Origin of the sequence: Rhizobium sp. IBUN, from assembly GCF_000510625.1 — a bacterium.
In the GTDB taxonomy this organism is placed as follows: Bacteria; Pseudomonadota; Alphaproteobacteria; order Rhizobiales; family Rhizobiaceae; genus Rhizobium; species Rhizobium altiplani.
This window is the reverse complement of sequence record NZ_AZNV01000031.1, coordinates 37,384-55,751: the sequence shown is the minus strand read 5'-3', so window position 1 is coordinate 55,751 and position 18,368 is coordinate 37,384. Positions and strand designations below refer to the sequence as shown.

The following is an 18,368-nucleotide window of genomic DNA, read 5'->3' as shown; positions in this document are numbered from 1 at the left end:
ATGGCACTGTTCACCACGCAGACAACGACAATGAGCCTGCCGCCACCGGCCATGAGGTCGATCAAGTGGGGACAGTTCGCAACTGGTGCCAGCGCGATCCTCGCGCTAGTGCTCCTCGGCACCGTCGTCGCGCAGAGCCAGAGCGTGCAATGGTCCGAAATCCCGCGCTATCTCGTGCATCCCTCCATCCTGCGCGGCGTGCTTCTGACGCTCGAGCTCACGGCCGGTGCCATGGTCCTCGGCATCGGCCTCGGCTGCCTTCTCGCCGTCATGGCGACGTCGACGAATATCGTTCTGAAGGCGATTGCCGCAGGCTTTGTGTGGTGGTTTCGCGGTGTGCCACTGATCGTCCAGATCTTCCTCTGGTTCAATATCGCGCTTTTCATTCCGCAGGTCGGGGTGGGACGCTATAGCATCTCGATCAACGACCTGGTCACACCGGCGCTGGCGGGCTTCCTGGCGCTCGGGCTGCATGAGGCCGCCAACATGTCGGAAATCATCCGCAGCGGCCTTCTTGCCGTCGACCGCGGGCAGCGCGAGGCGGCGACGGCACTCGGCTTGAAGTCCCGGCAGACATTCCGGACGGTCATCCTGCCGCAGGCCGCACGCCTCATCGTGCCCCCGACCGGCAACCAAGCGATCGGCATGCTGAAGGCAAGCGCCATCGTCTCCGTCATCGGCATGCAGGACCTGCTGACACAGGCGCAGGTCATCTATGCACGCAACTTCCTGGTGATCGAACTGCTGTTCGTCGCGTCCATCTGGTACCTCGCGATCACCACGGTAGCGTCGATCGGCCAGCACTATCTCGAAAAGAGCCTCCAGCCCAGATACCGCATGGCGAAACGCGGTTGAGGACAGACCAACAACAAGTGCGTCGCCAGAGCAGCGAGGCCTGTCAGGAAACGACAAGGAACACATCATGAAGCTTGGCATCGACAATATCAAACTGCCGGAATCGAAGAAGCGCGGCCCGCTCGGCAGCCTTGACCACGTCAAGGAACTCGGGCTTTCGGGCATCTTCTTTTCGACGGCGCTGGACATGAGCCCGACGCTCGACCTCGGCGAGCTGCGCGACATCAAGGCGAAGGCCGACGAGCTCGGCCTCTACCTGGAAAGCGGCGTCGGCAAGATCAATCCCTATTGCAGCGCCGAGGAGCCTACCCTTCGTGCCGCCGGCGACGGCGACATCATCCTAGGCTTCACGCGGATGATCGAGGCGAGCGCCGCCATCGGTTGCTTCGAGCTCTGGGTCGCGCCTGGCAACTTCAAGTCCGAATATCGCGGCCGGCTGGCCAACGACCGCTTCCGGACCGACATCACCTGGGATGACCAGTTGATCGGCATCGAGAAGGTGCTACAGAAGCTTGCTCCGGTCGCCCGCGTGAATGGCGCGCACCTGAACATCGAGACCCATGACGAGATCACCTCCTTCGAGATCCTGCGGCTGATCGAGAAGGTCGGCGCCGATTGCGTCGGCGCCGTCTTCGACACTGCCAATGGCCTGCAGCGCGCCGAGCATCCGGTCTTCGCGGCGAAGCGCCTCGCCCCCTTCGTCCGCCAGACGCATATCAAGGACGCCTATGTCGGCCGCGCGCCCGGTGGCCTCGATTTCCAGACCCGCCCCGTCGGCGGCGGCATTGTCGATTTCCAGACGATCCTGCCGATCCTCGCCGAAGCCAACCCCACACTCAACCTCTCGCTGGAGGTCGCAGCCTCCGTCGCCGACAAGCCCCGCAAGGCCAACCCGCGCCAGTGCATCCAGATCGACGATCCGATCTGGCGCGCCGGCCATCCCGACCTGACAGCCGAAGAGCTCGACGCCTACACGGCGCTGGTCGATGCCTATGAGACGCGCGTCGCATCCGGCGAAGTCCCGGACTGGGAGACCTACGAAGCCAGCCAGTACGGCTATCCCACCTACGAAAATCAATCCTACGGCTTCGACGAGGCGATCGCCTTCATTAAACAGTCGGCGCGTCACATCGAAACGATCTGCAAGGACAAGGGGATTCCCTTGAACGCTGCGGCGGCGAACAAGCAGGCAGCCTGATCGCCTGAAGTGACGGTGGCTTCGGCCGCTCTCACTTCACCAGCTTATGGTGGAAACATCGAGTTGCGCACAAACATTCTTATGGAAAAAATTACAGTGCGCAGATATCGGTTAAATCACGGCTTACGGCATGACCCCGACGCCGTGGGATTGCCTGGAGAGGGATGATGAAGAGAACGCGCCGTCAAAGCCTGAAATCGCCCGCGACCAACGGCGCGGTAGACACCGCAGACAATGACGATGTGTCCGAGCGCATTCGTAACACGCTAGCGGCAGCGATCGGTGAAGGCGCGCTCAAGCCAGGGACCAAGATCCTTGAAGAAGCGATCGCCGAGCATTTCGGGGTTAGCCGAACCGTCGTTCGCGGTGCACTCGGCGTGCTCGAAAGCGACCATCTGCTCGAACGCAAGAGAAACCGTGGCACCTTCGTTGCTGAACCGAGCATCGAGCAGGCAAAGAGCCTATTCGAAGCACGGCGCAAACTGGAGCGGCTGCTGCTTGAACTCGTCATCATACGTGCGACACCGGAGCAGCTCGATGCACTGGAGCGCCTGACGGACGAGGAAGAGCACATCCATCACCACGGCGACGAGAAATCGAAGACGGTACTCTCGGGGAAGTTCCACATCGCCCTCGCTGATCTTGCCGGTAATCCCGTGCTGACGGAAATGCTGTCCAAGATCGTCGCGCGCCTCTCCCTCGTCATGTCGCTCTACGAAGAAGACCGCAAGGACGACTGTGGTGCCGACCACCACCGCATGATCGTTGCGGCGCTGAAGGCGAAAGACCTCGCCAAGGCACAAGACTTGATGGATCACCATCTCGCGGACATCGAGGGCCGCGTGCGACTGACAGAGGGCCAGGGTGATCGGCACACGTTCCTGGCAGTGTTGGAAAACTTCTCGTGAGCTTATCTATCGGGCCGGGCGGCAGTGGCCCTTCCTCGTCAGCAAGAGCGCTGTGTCGCCTTGATAGAATACGAACTGCCGACCTTGCGTTCCATCTCGCAAAGAAATGATCCGAGAAAGAATCTTTGGGAGAAGCGTGGAGGAACTGAAACACAGAGACCCGCCGCGAACCACGGCCGGGTTGCCGGTCCACGTCTCCCCGAGAAAGGGGCCACCGACAATCTCGCTCGCAAATCCGTCGGCTTGGCATCGCGTCTTTTTCTTCAAATATAGAAAATCTGGATATTCGGGAAATCTCAATCGGAGCTCGTTCCATGCGCCAGTTCACGACGGGTGACCTCAATAAACAGGTTGGTGACGTCACCGATGCTGCCAGCCGCGAGCCGGTCGTCCTGACCAAGCATAGGAAGCCGCGCTTTGTCCTTATGAGCTACGATCATTACCAGCGTCTGCGCACCGGCAGCGATACTCGCAAAGTACATCGTGCGCCGGGAATGCCTGCAGAGCATATGGACCTGTTTGACGCGGAAATCGATCGTCTGGCGCGTGGCGAAGGTTACGGCGATGAGCCGTGAATTTCTCCCCGGCCAGATCATCGCCCTTCGTTATCGAACGACCGCGGAGAGACAGATGGACGCACGTCGCGGCCGACCTGCGTCGTCGTCGCGGTCCGTAGCGCCAAGGACGGCCTCACGCACCTTGCCCTTCTTGCTGTTACCACGCAGCCACCGCAGTTGGATCGCGCCGCCATTGAAGTTCCGGATACGGAAGCACGCCGAGCCGGCTTGAGCGACCTGAAGCGCTGCTGGATCATAGTCGATGAATACAATTACGATATCGCCGAGCGTTCCTGGTATATCGAGCCCGACGGAAACGTTCTCGGCCGTTTCATCAAGGCGACCTCGATGAAGATCACACTCGGCGAATTTAGTTCGCCCGTCGTGATCATTCAAAGCGCCTAGGCTGTCCAGTCCTCGACACGTAAGCCAGGCACGCGATCAAACTCACGCCGATTGTTCGTGACCAGTATCAGCCCCCGCGAGCGGGCGTGACCGGCGATCAACTGGTCGTAAGGCCCGATCGGGGTGCCGCCGCGTGCAAGTTCCGCACGCAATTGTCCTGTATGGCCTGCTGCCATCTCGTCATATGGAAGGACTTCGAGCCGTGCGGCAAAGCCTTCGACGACCGACAGATTCCGCTCTGGGGCGGCTGACTTCTCTGCTCCATAGATTAGCTCCATCAGACTGATGGAGCTAATGCAGAGTTGACCATGGTGTCGGTTGAACGCCTCGCGCACCTGCTGCGGGCGGTTCTTCACCGTAAAGATACAGATGTTTGTATCCAGCATGTACTTCAGCATTAAAATGCGTCACGCTCCTGCAAGGCCGGTTGATCACGTTCGGTCATAAAATCCGAGGTAGCCGCTTCGCCTTCGAACCAGCTGTCCCAAACTTCTCCGGCAGGGGCGATAATCCTCGTGCGTCCAACTGCGACAATGTCGACGCGCTTTACATCATCAGGCAGAGCGACGGCCTTCGGCAACCGAACGGCCTGGCTGCGATTGCTTTGAAACACTGCACCTTGTTCCATTTCCTATCCTCCGCAATATACGAAAGCCATATCCCATTTAGTTTCGCGAATGGGATATGTCAATGGGATATACTTCGACAGACTGGGCGATGTTTGAGAACTCGGCCCAAAGCCGCGGCCTGTGTCGATGCGCTCAAGGCCGGACATCAGTACCATGCTGGAGGTTTCGACGACCTGCCACCAGACCACTGCGATCATCGCTATCGCCGCAGGCGAGTGACTGGAAGGTCAGGTCGTCCAATAGCCTGTTTGAAGCGAAAATGAGTCATCGTGCCTGCGCGAAGCGAGCGATTCTGGATTTGCGATCGGAATGCTCCGGCTTATCGCGCCAGCATCAACTTGATCAGAGCGCCCCATCGACAATGACTACAGGTCGCCCGCGCGAGCAGGATTCGATGCGGGCATCCACACGATAGATGTCGCGCAGCATTTTCGATGTGATCACGTCAGCGGTCGCGCCGCTCGAGGTCATTTCCCCATTGGCGATAACGATCGTGTTTGTGCAATAGCGCAAGGCGTGATTGAGATCATGGAGCGCAATGAGCACGATCATGCCGGTGCGGCTGGCGAGATCGACGACGAATTCCAGTACATCGATCTGGCGATGGAGGTCGAGGGCCGAGGTCGGCTCGTCCATCAGCAAGACCTCGGGTTTGCGCACCAGCGCCTGGCCGAGCGAGACGAGCTGTCGCTGGCCGCCCGACAGGGCGTCTAGCCCCCGGAAGGCAAGGTCCTCGATACGCAACGCCTTCAGGATCGCGTCGATCTCGAAAAGCTCTTCGTCCTTTACCCGCCAGCCGCCGCCCTGTTTTGTGGCAAGCAGGAGCGACTCGTAGACCGTCAGCACGGCATTCGAGCCGGTGTCCTGCGGCATGTAGCAGATCGCCCGGTCGCCGCGCGTCGCATCCGAAAGCTGCACGACACCGGGGCCGGAAATTAGACCGGCGATACGCTTGAACAGCGTCGACTTGCCGGCCGCATTCGGGCCGATCACGGCCGTGGTCGAACCGGGCGTCAAGAGCTCGATTGCGACCTTGGACAGAACTGTCGTGCGGCCATAGCTGGCGCCGAGGTCTTTAAGCACCAAGCTTACCATGCTCGCCTCCGGTTCGAGAAAATCAGGACGAAGAAGAAGGGAACGCCGACAAGCGCGGTGATGACGCCGATCGGCAGGATGGCGCCGGGGATCAGCACCTTGCTGACGACCGACGTCGCCGAGAGCAGCAGCGCACCGCAGATCACGGAACCGGGCAGAAAGAACCGCTGGTCCTCTCCGACGACCATGCGCGCGATATGGGGGCCGACAAGGCCGACAAAGCCGATCGTCCCGACGAAGGAGACAGGAATGGCGGCAAGCAGGCTGACGACAAGCATGGTGTGAAGGCGCAGGCGCCGGACATTGACACCCATACTTGCAGCCTTGTCGTCCCCGAGCCTCAGGGCTGTCAACGCCCATGCGTTATGCACGAAGAGCGGTAGCGTCACGACGAGAATGGCGCCGGTGACGAAGACTTTGTCCCACGTCGCCTTGGTAAGGCTTCCCATGGTCCAGAACACGACTGCGGCGAGCGCCTGCTCGGAGGCGAGGTATTCGAGAAGCGACAGGGCGGCATTGAACGTGAAGACGAGGGCGATGCCGAGCAGCACGATCGTCTCGACCGTAACACCGCGCAGCGTCGATGCGAAATGGATGAAGAGCGCGGCCACCATCGCCATGACGAAGGCATTGAACGGAACCATGTATTGAACCGCGCCCGGAAAAATGGCGACCCCTGCAACGAGCCCCAGCGCCGCGCCAAAGCTGGCGGCCGCCGAAATGCCGAGCGTGAAGGGACTGGCGAGCGGGTTCGAAAGGATCGTCTGCATCTGCGCACCTGCCAACGAGAGCGACGCGCCGACCGTGATCGCCATCAGCGCAATTGGCATGCGGATATCCCAGATGACGACACGCAGCTGGTCACCGGCAGCCTCTGGGGAAGCGAGCGCCGACAGCACCTCGGCAAGACTGTAATTCGCGGGGCCCAATGCCATGTCGGCAGCCATGCTTGCCGCAAGCGCGACGACAAGACCTGCCAGGATAAGGATGCGCCGAAAGGCAAGGGCGCGATATTGATCGCGCCCCGTCACCTTCGTTTCGATCGTCGCAACGCTCATCGCCTATTCGCCCTTCAACGAGACAAAGTAGCCTGGCTTGTAGTCGAGCGGCAGGAAGCGAGCATGCAACTCCTTGAAGGTCGCTTCCGGGTCGAGTTCGTTGAACAGGTCAGGGTGCAGCCATTTGGCGATCTGCTGGATTGCGACGAACTGATAGGGATTGTTGTAGAACTGGTGCCAGATGGCATGGACATTGCCATCCTTGACTGCCTTGATGCCGGTAAAGGCCGGGCGTTTCGTCAGGTTTTCCAGCTTGCGGTGCGCTTCGGCGATATCTGCGCCATAGCCGACGCCGACCCACTTGCCACCAGGCACATAGCCTTCCCACATGCCGCCGGTGATGATGACCTGATCAGGATTGGAGGCGATGATCTGTTCCGGGTTCACCGTGCCGAAGGTGCCTGGAATGATGTCCTTTGCCATGTTGATGCCGCCGGCCAGCTCGACCATCTTGCCGAAATTCTCGCTGCCGAAGGACATGCAGCAATCGTCGGAATAGCCGCCCGCACGCTCCATGAAGACGACCGGCTTTGCGGGGTTACTCTTCTCCAGGACATCCGTGACCTTCTTGATGGCGTCGGCGCGGAAGGTGATGAAGTCTTCGGCAACCTTCTCCTTGCCCATCAGCGTGCCCATGATACGCATGCTAGGCTCGGTGTTTTCCATCGGCTTTTCCCGGAAGTCGACATAGACCAGGGGAATGCCGACCTTGGCGAGCTTGTCGATATAGCCGGCCTCTTCCGTAGCTGTCTTGGCATCGACATTCATCAGGATGACGTCGGGTTTCAAGGCTACTGCCTGTTCGATATCGAACGTGCCATCCTTCATACCGCCGAAGGTCGGCAGCTTGGCGATGCCAGGATATTTTGCGAGATAGGCCGCGTAGGATTCCGGGTCCGCCTTCGGCAGGTCGTCGCGCCAGCCGACGACGTGCTGGAACGGGTTGTCCTTGTCGAGCGCGGCAAGGAAATAGATCTGCCGGCCTTCGCCGAGGATGACGTGCTTTGCCGGTACATTGACTTCGACGTCGCGGCCCGTCACGTCCCTCACGACGACGGGGTCGGCAATCGCGGGCAGCACTGTGGACACGAGAACGCCAAGGGCGATCATTGCCGACTTGCCAGAAAAGCGCATGGTTGAATCTCCGGTGGAAACTGACCGGCACTTATTATTTGATGACTTTCATAGTCAAGATTTATCTTTTAGAAGCATTCGAAGCTGAGATAAGGACGGAACATGCAGAGCGATCGAATGGCAGATAGCGCCAATTTCACCTTGCGCGATGAGATCAAGGCCTATTGGTCCGAACGCGCGGCAACATTCGACCAGTCGTCCGGCCACGAAATTTTCTCCGAGGAGGAGCGTGCGGCCTGGCACGCACTGATCGGGCGGCATCTCGGTCGCGGCGATGGCCGCAAGGCCCTCGACCTTGCCAGCGGCACCGGTGTGATCTCCCACCTGATGGACGATCTCGGCTACCAAGTCACCGGCATCGACTGGTCGGAAGCCATGCTGGAGCGGGCACGCGCCAAGGCGGCATCGCGGGGACGGGCGATCCGCTTTCACGTTGGCGATGCAGAGAACACGCTTGAAGCCGATGACAGCTACGACGTTATCATCACCCGCCACCTTGTGTGGACGCTGGTTGACCCCGAAGCCTGTTTTGCGGAATGGCTGCGCGTCCTGAAGCCGGGCGGGAAGCTGCTGATCATCGACGGGGATTTCGTCAACACGGGCCTTGCTGAGCGGCTCATCAAGCGTCTCGCGACCTTCCTCGAACGGACGAACCTCATCAAGACACAGGCACCCCATGCCCCCGCCACCATGGGCAGCATGCATGAGAGTATCCTGTCGCGCGTCCATTTTTCTGGAGGCGCACGGGTTGATACGGTTTCCCGCATGCTGAAAGCAACCGGTTTCTCCCCCGTTGCGGCCGACACTAACCTGCGGAAGATCCATAAGGCGCAGTCGCAGTATTTCGGCTTCTTCAAAGCCATCGCACGAGGCCTTCAGCATCGTTACGCGATCATAGCGCAAAAGCCAGCTGAATAGTCAGCAGCGGATTTTGAGGAACCTCCAGCCCTTGAGATGTCATCAAGTATGAATAGCGGCCGGCACCGTGGCACGACAGGGCGCGCGGCAGCTCGCCGGGCGGCACCATGACGGTGCTTGATGTCTCGCGACTTAGTCGCAGCGAGCGCCGTTACAGCCTTAGATCAGTTGCGGCCAGATGGGAGCCGTGCCTATTATAGGTAGTGCTCCTGCGGATGGACAGCGGGTGGACCATGGAATGCTTACCGTTGACGTTATGTTGCTAATTGCTGCTGCGGTGCTCACGGGAGCTCTGCTGCTGCTTTGTGGTTGGCCCCTGCCTATATCTCGCTCATTGACCGGCGCTCTCGCTGTCATCATGGCGGTGGTGGGTTTGGGACTGATGCTGTTAGTTTTCAAAGATGCGTCGATGAAGGTGAATGCAGCACTTGAGCGTGCAAGCGAGCCTCGATACGCCTCGGCTGGTCCCCCACCCCAATCTCGTTAAACAGCGCGAGTGAGACGCCGCCTTTTGTATCAACAACTGTCCCGGGCGACAGCGGGCGGAACAGATTTACAGATCCCACCCATTTTGGGCTTTACGACGGCGGACGCGCCTCAAAACCCAAGAACCCCAAGACGCGTGACGATTGGCCGTGCGTACGCCGCCTTCGGCTTCATAGCCGACGGGAAACAATCATTTCCCGCCGTATTTCTTGGCAACTGCATTGCGGAGCTGCGATATATACTCCGTCATTCTCCGCTCGTCGTCCTCAATGCTATTCCCGCGGCAGCCTTCGCCGCCGATCTCACTCTCCGCGTTGTGAGCGGCTTCGTCCAACCGCCTGCCGACCTCAACCATATCGACACCAGGAGCCTTGGCCATTATACGAAGAATGGTGTCCCTATCGTTGGGAACCTCACGGCCGCAGTTCCTGTAGTCAACGACCTTCATCCCATAGATATTGGTGACTGCAAAGAACAGGTCAGCCACGTCATCGGCCCTTGCCATGAGGGCCAGACCCAACGAGAGCGCGGATGCGATGATAAGGATTTTCAGTTTCTCCGCCACCTTTTGATTCCAAGCTCGAATGAAAATGGGCAGTCTTCGCACGCCCGGTACCTGAGTTCAGTCATACGATCGTCTCGCTTGGCGAATGGCAGCTCCGGCTCCGCCAGTCTGCCTGTCACCTGAGCATCGTGACCGTTGCCAATTGCGGGCATATTTCACAATAGGCAAAGGCGAGATCCGCCGGCAGACAGCGTGCAACGAAAAACCAACGTTCGCCCTATCCAAGTTGCATGGCTATGCGTCTCTGATAGCGGCAATCCTTCCCTCGCGCACGGCAGCCTTGAGCAAAGCATGATCGCGTTCCGTCTGATCCGCGTAGGCCAACGCGAAACTTCCCATTGCTGTGTCGAATGCGTCATTTGAGGAACCGAGGTAGCCGCTGATCGTTGCCGATATCTCGCTCGCCTTTGCATGAGCGCGAGCAAGCACCCAGCCGCACGCCTGGGCATAGGCGTCCAACATCTCGGCATCGAATGTATCCACCAAAGGCTTGATCTTGGCATCGTGTAACTGTCGCACATAGAACTGTCGCCCGTTTGGAGCAGTAACCCAACCGAGGAATATGTCCGAGGCCGGCTGCATCAGGCGCTGCCCCATCACGACGCGCTGCCCGTGATGGTCATATCTGCTCTTCCCGGCATACGCCTCAAGGACGGAGTTCACCGCTTCCTTGAACTGCAAAAACAAGGGGTGGTTCCCCTCGGACATCATCAACGCGATCCAGCATCTCCGGCCAACGCTACCGACGCCAACCACCTTGATGGCGACGTCGACGAGTTGATAGCGATCGAGCAGTATTCGACGATCCTCATCCAGCGATTGGCGGTAAATGTGCAAAAGCTGTTCGAGAGATACCTCCGCTTCAGGAGTGCTGGTCGCCCGCTCGTGAAAGATCAGTGGCGGTTGTTCCGTAATGCGGATCTGCCCGCCGACGGAAGCCGCGAGGTTTGGAAAATCAGATTCTGATCCACTACGGTTCGCTGCCTTCTCGATCCGCTTCCTGGTGCTCCGTTGCATGGCCGTCGGTAACGATTCGATAAAGTCTGAGGCCTCAGTTTTCGCGTACCAGATTGCAAGCGGGCTCATTTTGAAGAATTTGCGCATGTGCTCGCGATATCTGCGCGCGCAATTGACGGCACTATCCCGGCCCCGGTGATCCGAGATTCCGTTCGATCTGGCTGCAAGAACGATTGATGCGACAAGTCGCTTGACGTCCCACTCCCAAGGAGCTGGCGCCGTTTCATCGAAATCGTTGATGTCAAAGATGATGCTGCGTTCGGGCGTGGCAAACCCACCAAAATTGACAAGATGACAATCGCCGCATGCCTGGACCTTCAGTCCCGTGGCTGGCGTTTGTGCCAGGTCGGCGGCCATGACGCCGGCCGCCCCACGATAGAACGCAAAGGGAGATGGCAGCATACGGCCATAGCGGATCGGAATGAGTTTCTTCATTCGACCGTCATCCGACTCGCGCAACAGGTCGATCGGATCTCGCCGTCGCTGGATCTCATTCCATCGCCCCTGCTGCTCGCGCGGGATTTTGTCGCGCAGCGCCTTACCCATCGCAAGCCGGGCGTTCGGCGTCACGAAATTCGCGGAATGCCCAGAGCCAGACGAGACTGAGGTTTTGGTGGCGTCTTCTGCGTGTACCATGTTCAGAAAGCCGACAGTTTCACTGAGGATTGAGAACCAGTCATGATATCAACTCAGGCCTCAGGGGGACTTTGTTGCTGCCAGCCGCGCACGCCATCGGTCGTCCGTTCGAAGAAGTTTGGTGGGCCTACCGCTGTCTCGATACCGGCTTTCCGCATATCGTCGCGGACGGCGTCGCGCACGCGGACAAAGCCCACAGCAATGCCGGCTTTTTGCAGCTCTTTGACTAGACCAAGCAGTTCATCTCCGGCGCTGATGTCGATGAAGTCGACGGAATCACAATCCAGAAGGACGCGCTTCACGTCGAGCCGCGTCGCGAGCGACGCCTTCAGGGCCGTGCTCACGTGGCCTATGCTTGCGAAGAACAGGTCGCCGCCGACCCGCCAGATCAGCAGCCCCGGAAACGTGGCTGCTTCCGGATGGCGCTTGACATCCCGATAGGCTTCCGTGCCCGGCAGCTGACCAAGCTCGGCCCCTTTTGGATGGCTGGTCAGATAGATCAAGGTTATCAACGACAGCACGACACCCAGCGCGATTCCCTGCAGCACCCCCAGCGTCAACTCGCCCACGATGACAATGGCAGTGCTGCCGAACGCCCAGCGGCTTCGAGCCAGCAACTCCAGCAAATAACTTGGCTTGGTCAGATGCAGCATCGCCGCGATGACAATAGCCGCCAGCGCCGGCTGGGGCATGTTTCGAAACAGAGGGGTCAGAAAGATCAGCGTCAAGAAGCTAAAGACGGCCGCAACCACATTGGCGATCTGACTGCGAGCGCCAGCAGCGGTGGCAACTGAGGTTTTCGATAGGCTGCCGACCACGAGAAAGCCACCGAAAAGTCCGCTCAGAATGTTCGCAGGCCCGTGTGCCACAAGCTCCTGATTAGGATCGATCGTACCACCGCTCTGTAGAGCGGCCGCCTTTGCCGCCCCGAGCGCCTCTGCGTAGCCGACCATCACGATTGCAAGCGCGCCCGGCACAAGTTCGCTTAGTGTGGAGATTTCCGGATTGGGCAGAGTTAGGTGGGGCAACCCGGATGGGAGGTGGCCAGCCACATGCACACCAGTCGCCTCTCCGCCAAGCAGTCCGATAATGATTGTCGCAACGGCCATGACGACGAGGGCCGCAGGTATCTTCGGAGCCAGGTGGCGCAACAGCAGCATAGCGCCGAGAGATAGAACACCGGTTATGACCGACGCCGCAGAAACCTCCGGCAAATGCTGCAAGATGTGCCAAAGCTTGGTGAAGAAGTTGCCCGACGCGCCACTGATCCCGAGCAGATGAGGCACCTGGCCGATGATGGTGACGTAAACCAGCCCTTCGATGAAGCCACGCATCACGGGCGTTGGGATGAAGCTCGCGACCCACCCCATGCGCATGATTCCAAAAGCGAGAAAGAAGAAACCGATCAGCACGGCAAGCGTAGAAGTCAGCGTGTTGAATTCCGCCGTTCCCTGAGACGCAATGGCGCCAATGGTCACCGCGGAGATCAACCCGGTCGCTGTGTCTGGTCCGACCACAAGCTGCCGCGACGTGCCAAGGAGGGCATAGGCGATTAACGCCGGCACGATCGTATAGAGGCCCATGATTGGCGGTACACCAACGATGCCCGCATAGGCCATGCCCTCAGGCACCATGACCGCCCAGAGCGCGAGGCCGGCAAGAACATCCGGCAATAACCAGTCGGTTTGATAGCCTGGAGCCCAATCCAGAATAGGCAGATATCTATGAGCTGCAGGTGCCAAAGCGGCGTTGGCCATCGTCCACCCTCCCACGTGCGAATTGTCACATGCACACGCAAAGCCGAAGACAAATCACTGCCTTATCTTTTTCCGCCCCACCGGCTACGCCAACACAAGGAAGATGAGCCCCAAGTCTCGACGAGGATGGAGCCGATGACCCGAACTGGCGCTCGGTTCGAACTGATCAGACGCCAGTTCGGTGGCGTTTCATTGGTACTTCTGGCAGGTGTTTCCCGACCAGCGCAAGCAGCGGCGGTTGTGGCGCTTCTCGACTCTGGACTCGCATTTGCCATTGACCATTGTCTGGCCCACGCCGCAACCGGCGACGACAGGCGTGATCATGCTCTCTGATTGAATTGGTGAGCGAGGCATTGCCTGCGTCGTCGAAGCGATTGCGAAGACAAACCCCAGAACAGCAATTAGTCTGATCATTGTTCCCTCCTACTGTTGCGCTTCATTCAAACTTGAGAACGTCGATTCAACTCTGGAATCCGGGCAGCCGATGATCATGCTGCCAAAGAAGCTGTGCACCTACCAGATATCTGGGGCCCAGCATGTTGCGAGAGTTTTCCGAAAAAAGCGGAAGCCAGCCGATCTCGCATCTATAATGCTTATTTCGGAAGAGCCCTACTCTTCAAATTATGCTCCTAATTTCGGTCGTTGGCGAGCGAAAATCAACTTTAAGGCCATGTTGTATTGCAGGAGGTTGCGTAGAAAACCATGTGAAATATCACGCTTTCATGGAAGTGCAGTTTACCTGCTTTTCGCAACGGGTCCGGCAGGACATACCGTTGCGTGACTTCGCATCATAGCTAGCGCAACCAATCCGCTGATACCGGATCAGACTCGCCATTGGCTCCGTTCGGAACTAGACTTGAGGGGCCGCAGCAAAGGTTGCAATGTTCTGCTTGTTGTCGCAGCCTTCTCGACAAGAAGGCAGCCGCCTTTTCCGGCTCTCGATTACGGCAGCAGGCCTGTGGCAGGCCATCGATCTCGATCCTGTGTGACCAACATAGGAGGTAGCGTTCCCGATCTGGTGCCGCGGTGCTAGTGCCGATGCAATTGCCGGAGGTGACAATGGCTTACTCGATTCGAAAGCGGCTAGTTGCACCACCTGTCGCAGAGACGGAAAGGATACACGTCCTCGGGCTGCCGAACGCCCGATTCTACCCGGATCGGGAAATCGACGCGATCGTGCAAGAGGGCCTGCTTGCCGTGGATCGAGAACTTGTTCTCCTCGGTTCGGATCCGGATGGCGTGCTCCCACCCTCAAACCTTCTCGCTCTCTCCGGCGGTGGAGACAAGGGCGCTTTCGGCGCCGGGCTCATGGTGGGATGGACCGCAAGCGGCCAGCGCCCCGAGTTCAAGCTGGTGACTGGCGTCTCCACAGGAGCCCTGATCGCTCCCTTTGCCTTTCTCGGTCCCTCCCGCGACGAACAGCTCCGCAGCGTGTTCACCGGCTTTACGCAGGAGAACATCTTCATTCCGCGGTGGCTCACGTCGCTGCTCTACGATGACGCGCTCGCCGATACTACGCCGCTTTTCGGCCTGATCTCAAAATTCGTGAATGCGGAAATGCTGGCCGACATCGCCCGGGAATATTCCAAGGGGCGGCTTCTGTTCATTGGAACCACCAACATCGACCTTCAACGCCCGGTGATCTGGAACATGGGTGCTGTCGCAGCGAGCGGGCAACCTGGGGCGTTGGATCTCGTGCGCCGTATCCTCCTCGCCTCCGCGGCCATACCTGGTGCATTTCCGCCAGTGTTGATCAAGGTCGAGAACGACGGCCAGGTTTATAACGAGATGCACGTCGATGGCGGTGCGATTGCGCAGACTTTCCTCTACCCACCAGCGCTTGAACTGGAACGCGAGGCGGCCTGCCGGGGAATAGGGCGCGAGCGGAATGCCTACGTTATTCGTAACGGCCGCTTCGACCCGGATTGGGGCACTACGCCGCGCTCCTTCCTCAGCATCACGCAACGCACGATCGACGCGATGATCCACTACAGCGGAATCAGCGACGCAATCCGCATCTACGCGGATGCACAAAGGGATGGCGTGCGCTTCCATCTCGCCTACATCGGCACCGACTTTCAGTTCACGCCGCTCAGGAAATTCGACCAGGTCTACATGCAGGCCCTTTTCGACTACGCCTTCCAGAAGGCGCGGCATGGGTACCCCTGGGTAACGTCGATCGCAGATGCTTACGGGCGGCGCGCCGGATAATCGCAAGCTTTACGCGACCAGCGGCGCTGAAGGTGCGTGTTCGCCGAAACCAAGACATGGCAGTCTTCCGCAGGCCTGCCGATTGTGGCAAATTGAGTGTCTCCGCGCACGTGTTGTCGAGTTGATGAAACGCTGGCCGCCGAGGGGTCTCCTGAGTTGTAGGCCAAGAGTTGCTTTCATGGTGGCTGGAAACCACGAGGTGAAGCGATGAACGCCGAACAGATTCGCCTGGACGAAGCTCATACTCACCGCGCCCCTTGGAAAAAATGGGGCCCGTACCTCAGTGAACGGCAGTGGGGTACTGTTCGGGAGGATTGCAGCGACGACGGTAACGCGTGGGATTACTTCAGCCACGACCAGGCGCGTTCACGCGCCTACCGGTGGGGCGAAGACGGACTGGCCGGCATCTCCGACGATCAACAGCTCGTCTGCTTTTCACTGGCGCTCTGGAACGGCAAAGATCCGATTCTCAAGGAACGGCTGTTCGGTCTCACCAACGGCCAAGGGAACCACGGTGAGGACGTCAAGGAGTACTACTTCTACCTCGATTCCACGCCGACGCACTCGTATATGAAGTACCTCTACAAGTATCCGCAGGTCGCTTACCCTTATGGGGACCTGATTGAGAAAAACCGGCAACGTGGGCGCCGCGACTTCGAATACGAGTTGATCGATACCGGTGTGTTCAACGACGATCGCTACTTCGATGTGTTCGTCGAGTACGCGAAGGCGTCGGCTGAAGATATACTGATCGAGATTACCGTCCACAACCGCGGGCCGGAGGCGGCGGAACTGCACGTGCTGCCAACCCTCTGGTTCCGAAACATCTGGTCGTGGGGAGGCGAAGCTTCGCGACCAGAGCTCCACCAGATTGGCGACCGTACCAGTGCGGTGTCGATCTCGCATCCCGATCTCGGTGAGCGTTATCTTCATGTGGAAGGGACGAGTACGCTGTTGTTCACCGAGAATGACACGAACAACGCGCGCCTTTTCCAAGGGACCAACCAGAGCGCATACGTCAAGGACGGTATCAACGAGTACATCGTGCACGGGCACTCAGACGCAGTGAACCCGGCCAAGCAGGGAACCAAGGCGTCGGTGCACTACCGCATGACAATTCCGGTGGCAGCATCACACACGGTTCGTCTGAGGCTGAACGAAACGCCTCCTGCCATGGGATCGGCCAACAAGCGAACGCGGGGACCGTTCGGCGCCGATTTCGCAGCGTCGATGAACGAGCGCCGTCGCGAGGCTGACGAGTTCTTTGCGACAGTGATCGCTGAGGGGCTCGACGAGGATCAGGCACGCGTCACGCGGCAGGCGCTGGCCGGCATGCTCTGGACCAAGCAATTCTTTCACTACGACGTGAACAAGTGGCTAAAGGAGCACGGCTCCGATCCCTTCACGCCGTCACGACGCGCTTCGCGCAACGACCACTGGCACCACATGTACAATGCCGACATCATCTCGATGCCTGACAAATGGGAGTATCCGTGGTACGCTGCATGGGACCTGGCCTTCCACGTCCTGGCCCTGACAATGGTGGACCCCGACTTCGGCAAACAGCAGCTCGACCTGATGCTGCGTGCACGGTACATGCACCCAAACGGCCAGATTCCCGCCTATGAATGGAACTTCGGCGACGTCAATCCGCCTGTACACGCCTGGGCCACGATCTTCACGTACCGCCTCGACAAGGCCGCCAAGGGCCAAGGAGATGAGAAGTGGCTGCAAAGCAGCTTCCAGAAGCTGCTCCTGAACTTCACCTGGTGGGTCAACCGCAAGGACCGGTCCGATCGAAATGCGTTCGAGGGTGGCTTCCTGGGCCTCGACAACATCGGCGTGTTCGACCGCAGCGCGCCGCTGCCCACTGGTGGTTATTTGGAACAGGCCGACGGCACCGCGTGGATGGTTCTTTTCTGCGAGAACATGTTCGAGATCGCGGTCGAACTGGCGCTGAGCAATCCACAATACGCGGATATGGCCCTCAAGTTCGTCGAGCACTTCTACTGGATCGCCACGGCCATGACACATGTGGGTGACGCGGGGATGTGGGACGAGGAGGACGGCTTCTTCTACGACGTGCTCCGGCTGCCCGACGGCAGGGCCCAGCGCTTGAAAGTCAGGTCCATGGTCGGCCTGCTGCCCCTGTGCGCTGCAACGATGTTCCAGGGGAAAATGAGCGCCAAGTACCCGGAGGTGCGAGACCGGATCAATTCGTTTTTCGAAACCCGCGCCGAGATTCGTACGGCCATCCACGACCCGCTCAAGCTGGGTGTGGCCGGCCGCCAACTGGCTTCCATCCTGGATGAGCGCAAGCTGCGGCGAGTGCTGGCGGTCATGCTCGACGAGGACGAGTTCCTCAGTCAGCACGGAATCCGCTCGTTGTCTCGATATCATGCCGAGCATCCGTTTACGTTTCGAGTCGGCGATCGGGATTACGGTGTTGGCTATCTTCCAGGTGAATCCGACAGCGGCATGTTCGGCGGCAACTCCAACTGGCGCGGTCCAATCTGGCTGCCGGTCAATGGTCTGATCATCCGGGCACTGCTCCAATACTACGCGTACTTCGGAGACGACTTCAAAGTCGAATGTCCCACCCGGTCGGGACGACATATGACCTTGTATCAGGTGGCAGAAGAGATCACCAACCGCCTTTCTCGCATCTTCCTCCGCGACACTGAAGGACGGCGGCCGTTGTACGGAGGCACCGAAAAGTTTCAGCAGGACCCTTATTGGCGGGATCTGATCCTGTTCTATGAGTATTTCCACGGTGACAACGGTGCGGGACTGGGTGCGAGTCATCAGACGGGATGGACCGGCATCATCGCGCGCATGATGGACCTGTTTGCCACCACATCGCCTGAGCAGGTGCTGGAAACCGGCGGGTTGGCGGCGACGGCAGATGTAGAGCCCGCGGTAAGCGCGTGACCCGACGG

The 18,368-nt window shown here is 59.2% G+C and carries 15 protein-coding genes and 1 pseudogene; 8 read left to right on the top strand and 8 right to left on the bottom strand.

Annotated features, from left to right (window positions below):
- The 5 genes and pseudogenes from RHIBUN_RS0123940 (at position 1) to RHIBUN_RS33845 (ending at position 3,923) form a co-directional block, all read left to right on the top strand.
- Entirely contained in the window at positions 1 to 855 is an 855-nt protein-coding gene (locus tag RHIBUN_RS0123940; protein WP_025661501.1) for an amino acid ABC transporter permease, read from the top strand.
- 67 nt (positions 856 to 922) lie between these two features.
- On the top strand, positions 923 to 2,053 hold the full coding sequence (locus RHIBUN_RS0123935) for a sugar phosphate isomerase/epimerase family protein (protein ID WP_025661500.1): 1,131 nt from the start codon (positions 923 to 925) through the stop codon (positions 2,051 to 2,053).
- Between the two features lie 167 nt (positions 2,054 to 2,220).
- The gene (locus RHIBUN_RS0123930) at positions 2,221 to 2,961 is read left to right on the top strand and encodes a GntR family transcriptional regulator (RefSeq protein ID WP_025661499.1); all 741 of its coding nucleotides are present in this window, start codon (positions 2,221 to 2,223) and stop codon (positions 2,959 to 2,961) included.
- A 314-nt stretch (positions 2,962 to 3,275) separates the two neighbouring features.
- The gene (locus RHIBUN_RS0123925; RefSeq protein ID WP_025661498.1) at positions 3,276 to 3,536 is read left to right on the top strand and encodes a type II toxin-antitoxin system prevent-host-death family antitoxin; all 261 of its coding nucleotides are present in this window, start codon (positions 3,276 to 3,278) and stop codon (positions 3,534 to 3,536) included.
- Positions 3,526 to 3,923, top strand: a pseudogene (locus RHIBUN_RS33845) (hypothetical protein). The gene RHIBUN_RS0123925 and the pseudogene RHIBUN_RS33845 overlap by 11 nt, the downstream one beginning before the upstream one ends.
- Here the strand turns inward: RHIBUN_RS33845 and vapC are convergent.
- The 5 genes from vapC to RHIBUN_RS0123890 all read right to left on the bottom strand — a co-directional run bounded on the left by vapC (position 3,920) and on the right by RHIBUN_RS0123890 (position 7,839).
- Entirely contained in the window at positions 3,920 to 4,321 is a 402-nt protein-coding gene (gene vapC / locus RHIBUN_RS0123915) for a tRNA(fMet)-specific endonuclease VapC (protein WP_025661497.1), read from the bottom strand. The pseudogene RHIBUN_RS33845 and the gene vapC sit on opposite strands and share 4 nt — an antisense overlap.
- Positions 4,321 to 4,551: a type II toxin-antitoxin system VapB family antitoxin gene (gene vapB / locus RHIBUN_RS0123910; RefSeq protein WP_007788143.1), complete on the bottom strand. Its 231-nt coding sequence runs from the start codon at positions 4,549 to 4,551 to the stop codon at positions 4,321 to 4,323. The genes vapC and vapB overlap by 1 nt, the downstream gene beginning before the upstream one ends.
- A 343-nt stretch (positions 4,552 to 4,894) precedes the next feature.
- Positions 4,895 to 5,647 carry an ABC transporter ATP-binding protein gene (locus RHIBUN_RS0123900; RefSeq protein WP_025661496.1) on the bottom strand — a complete coding sequence of 251 codons (753 nt, stop codon included), beginning with the start codon at positions 5,645 to 5,647 and terminating at the stop codon, positions 4,895 to 4,897.
- A complete protein-coding gene (locus tag RHIBUN_RS0123895; RefSeq protein ID WP_025661495.1) occupies positions 5,641 to 6,705 on the bottom strand; it encodes an iron ABC transporter permease in 1,065 nt (354 codons plus the stop codon). Before RHIBUN_RS0123895 ends, RHIBUN_RS0123900 begins: the two co-directional genes overlap by 7 nt.
- 3 nt (positions 6,706 to 6,708) lie before the next feature.
- Positions 6,709 to 7,839 (bottom strand): ABC transporter substrate-binding protein, encoded by a 1,131-nt coding sequence (locus tag RHIBUN_RS0123890; RefSeq protein ID WP_025661494.1) that lies wholly within the window; start codon positions 7,837 to 7,839, stop codon positions 6,709 to 6,711.
- 102 nt (positions 7,840 to 7,941) lie between these two features.
- On the opposite strand from RHIBUN_RS0123890, the gene RHIBUN_RS0123885 reads away from it, so the two are divergent.
- Positions 7,942 to 8,757, top strand: a complete 816-nt coding sequence (locus tag RHIBUN_RS0123885) for a class I SAM-dependent methyltransferase (protein WP_025661493.1) — start codon at positions 7,942 to 7,944, stop codon at positions 8,755 to 8,757.
- A 676-nt stretch (positions 8,758 to 9,433) separates the two neighbouring features.
- Here the strand turns inward: RHIBUN_RS0123885 and RHIBUN_RS0123880 are convergent.
- The 3 genes from RHIBUN_RS0123880 to RHIBUN_RS0123870 form a co-directional block, all read right to left on the bottom strand.
- The gene (locus tag RHIBUN_RS0123880) at positions 9,434 to 9,808 is read right to left on the bottom strand and encodes a hypothetical protein (protein ID WP_025661492.1); all 375 of its coding nucleotides are present in this window, start codon (positions 9,806 to 9,808) and stop codon (positions 9,434 to 9,436) included.
- 234 nt (positions 9,809 to 10,042) lie between these two features.
- Positions 10,043 to 11,461 (bottom strand): DUF2252 domain-containing protein, encoded by a 1,419-nt coding sequence (locus tag RHIBUN_RS0123875; RefSeq protein WP_025661491.1) that lies wholly within the window; start codon positions 11,459 to 11,461, stop codon positions 10,043 to 10,045.
- 53 nt (positions 11,462 to 11,514) lie between these two features.
- Positions 11,515 to 13,218, bottom strand: coding sequence for a SulP family inorganic anion transporter (locus RHIBUN_RS0123870; protein WP_025661490.1), 1,704 nt, complete (start codon positions 13,216 to 13,218; stop codon positions 11,515 to 11,517).
- Between the two features lie 1,059 nt (positions 13,219 to 14,277).
- On the opposite strand from RHIBUN_RS0123870, the gene RHIBUN_RS0123860 reads away from it, so the two are divergent.
- Positions 14,278 to 15,429 (top strand): patatin-like phospholipase family protein, encoded by a 1,152-nt coding sequence (locus RHIBUN_RS0123860; protein WP_025661488.1) that lies wholly within the window; start codon positions 14,278 to 14,280, stop codon positions 15,427 to 15,429.
- A 207-nt stretch (positions 15,430 to 15,636) separates the two neighbouring features.
- On the top strand, positions 15,637 to 18,360 hold the full coding sequence (locus RHIBUN_RS0123855) for a glucosidase (RefSeq protein WP_025661487.1): 2,724 nt from the start codon (positions 15,637 to 15,639) through the stop codon (positions 18,358 to 18,360).
- The last annotated feature ends 8 nt before the right edge of the window (positions 18,361 to 18,368 follow it).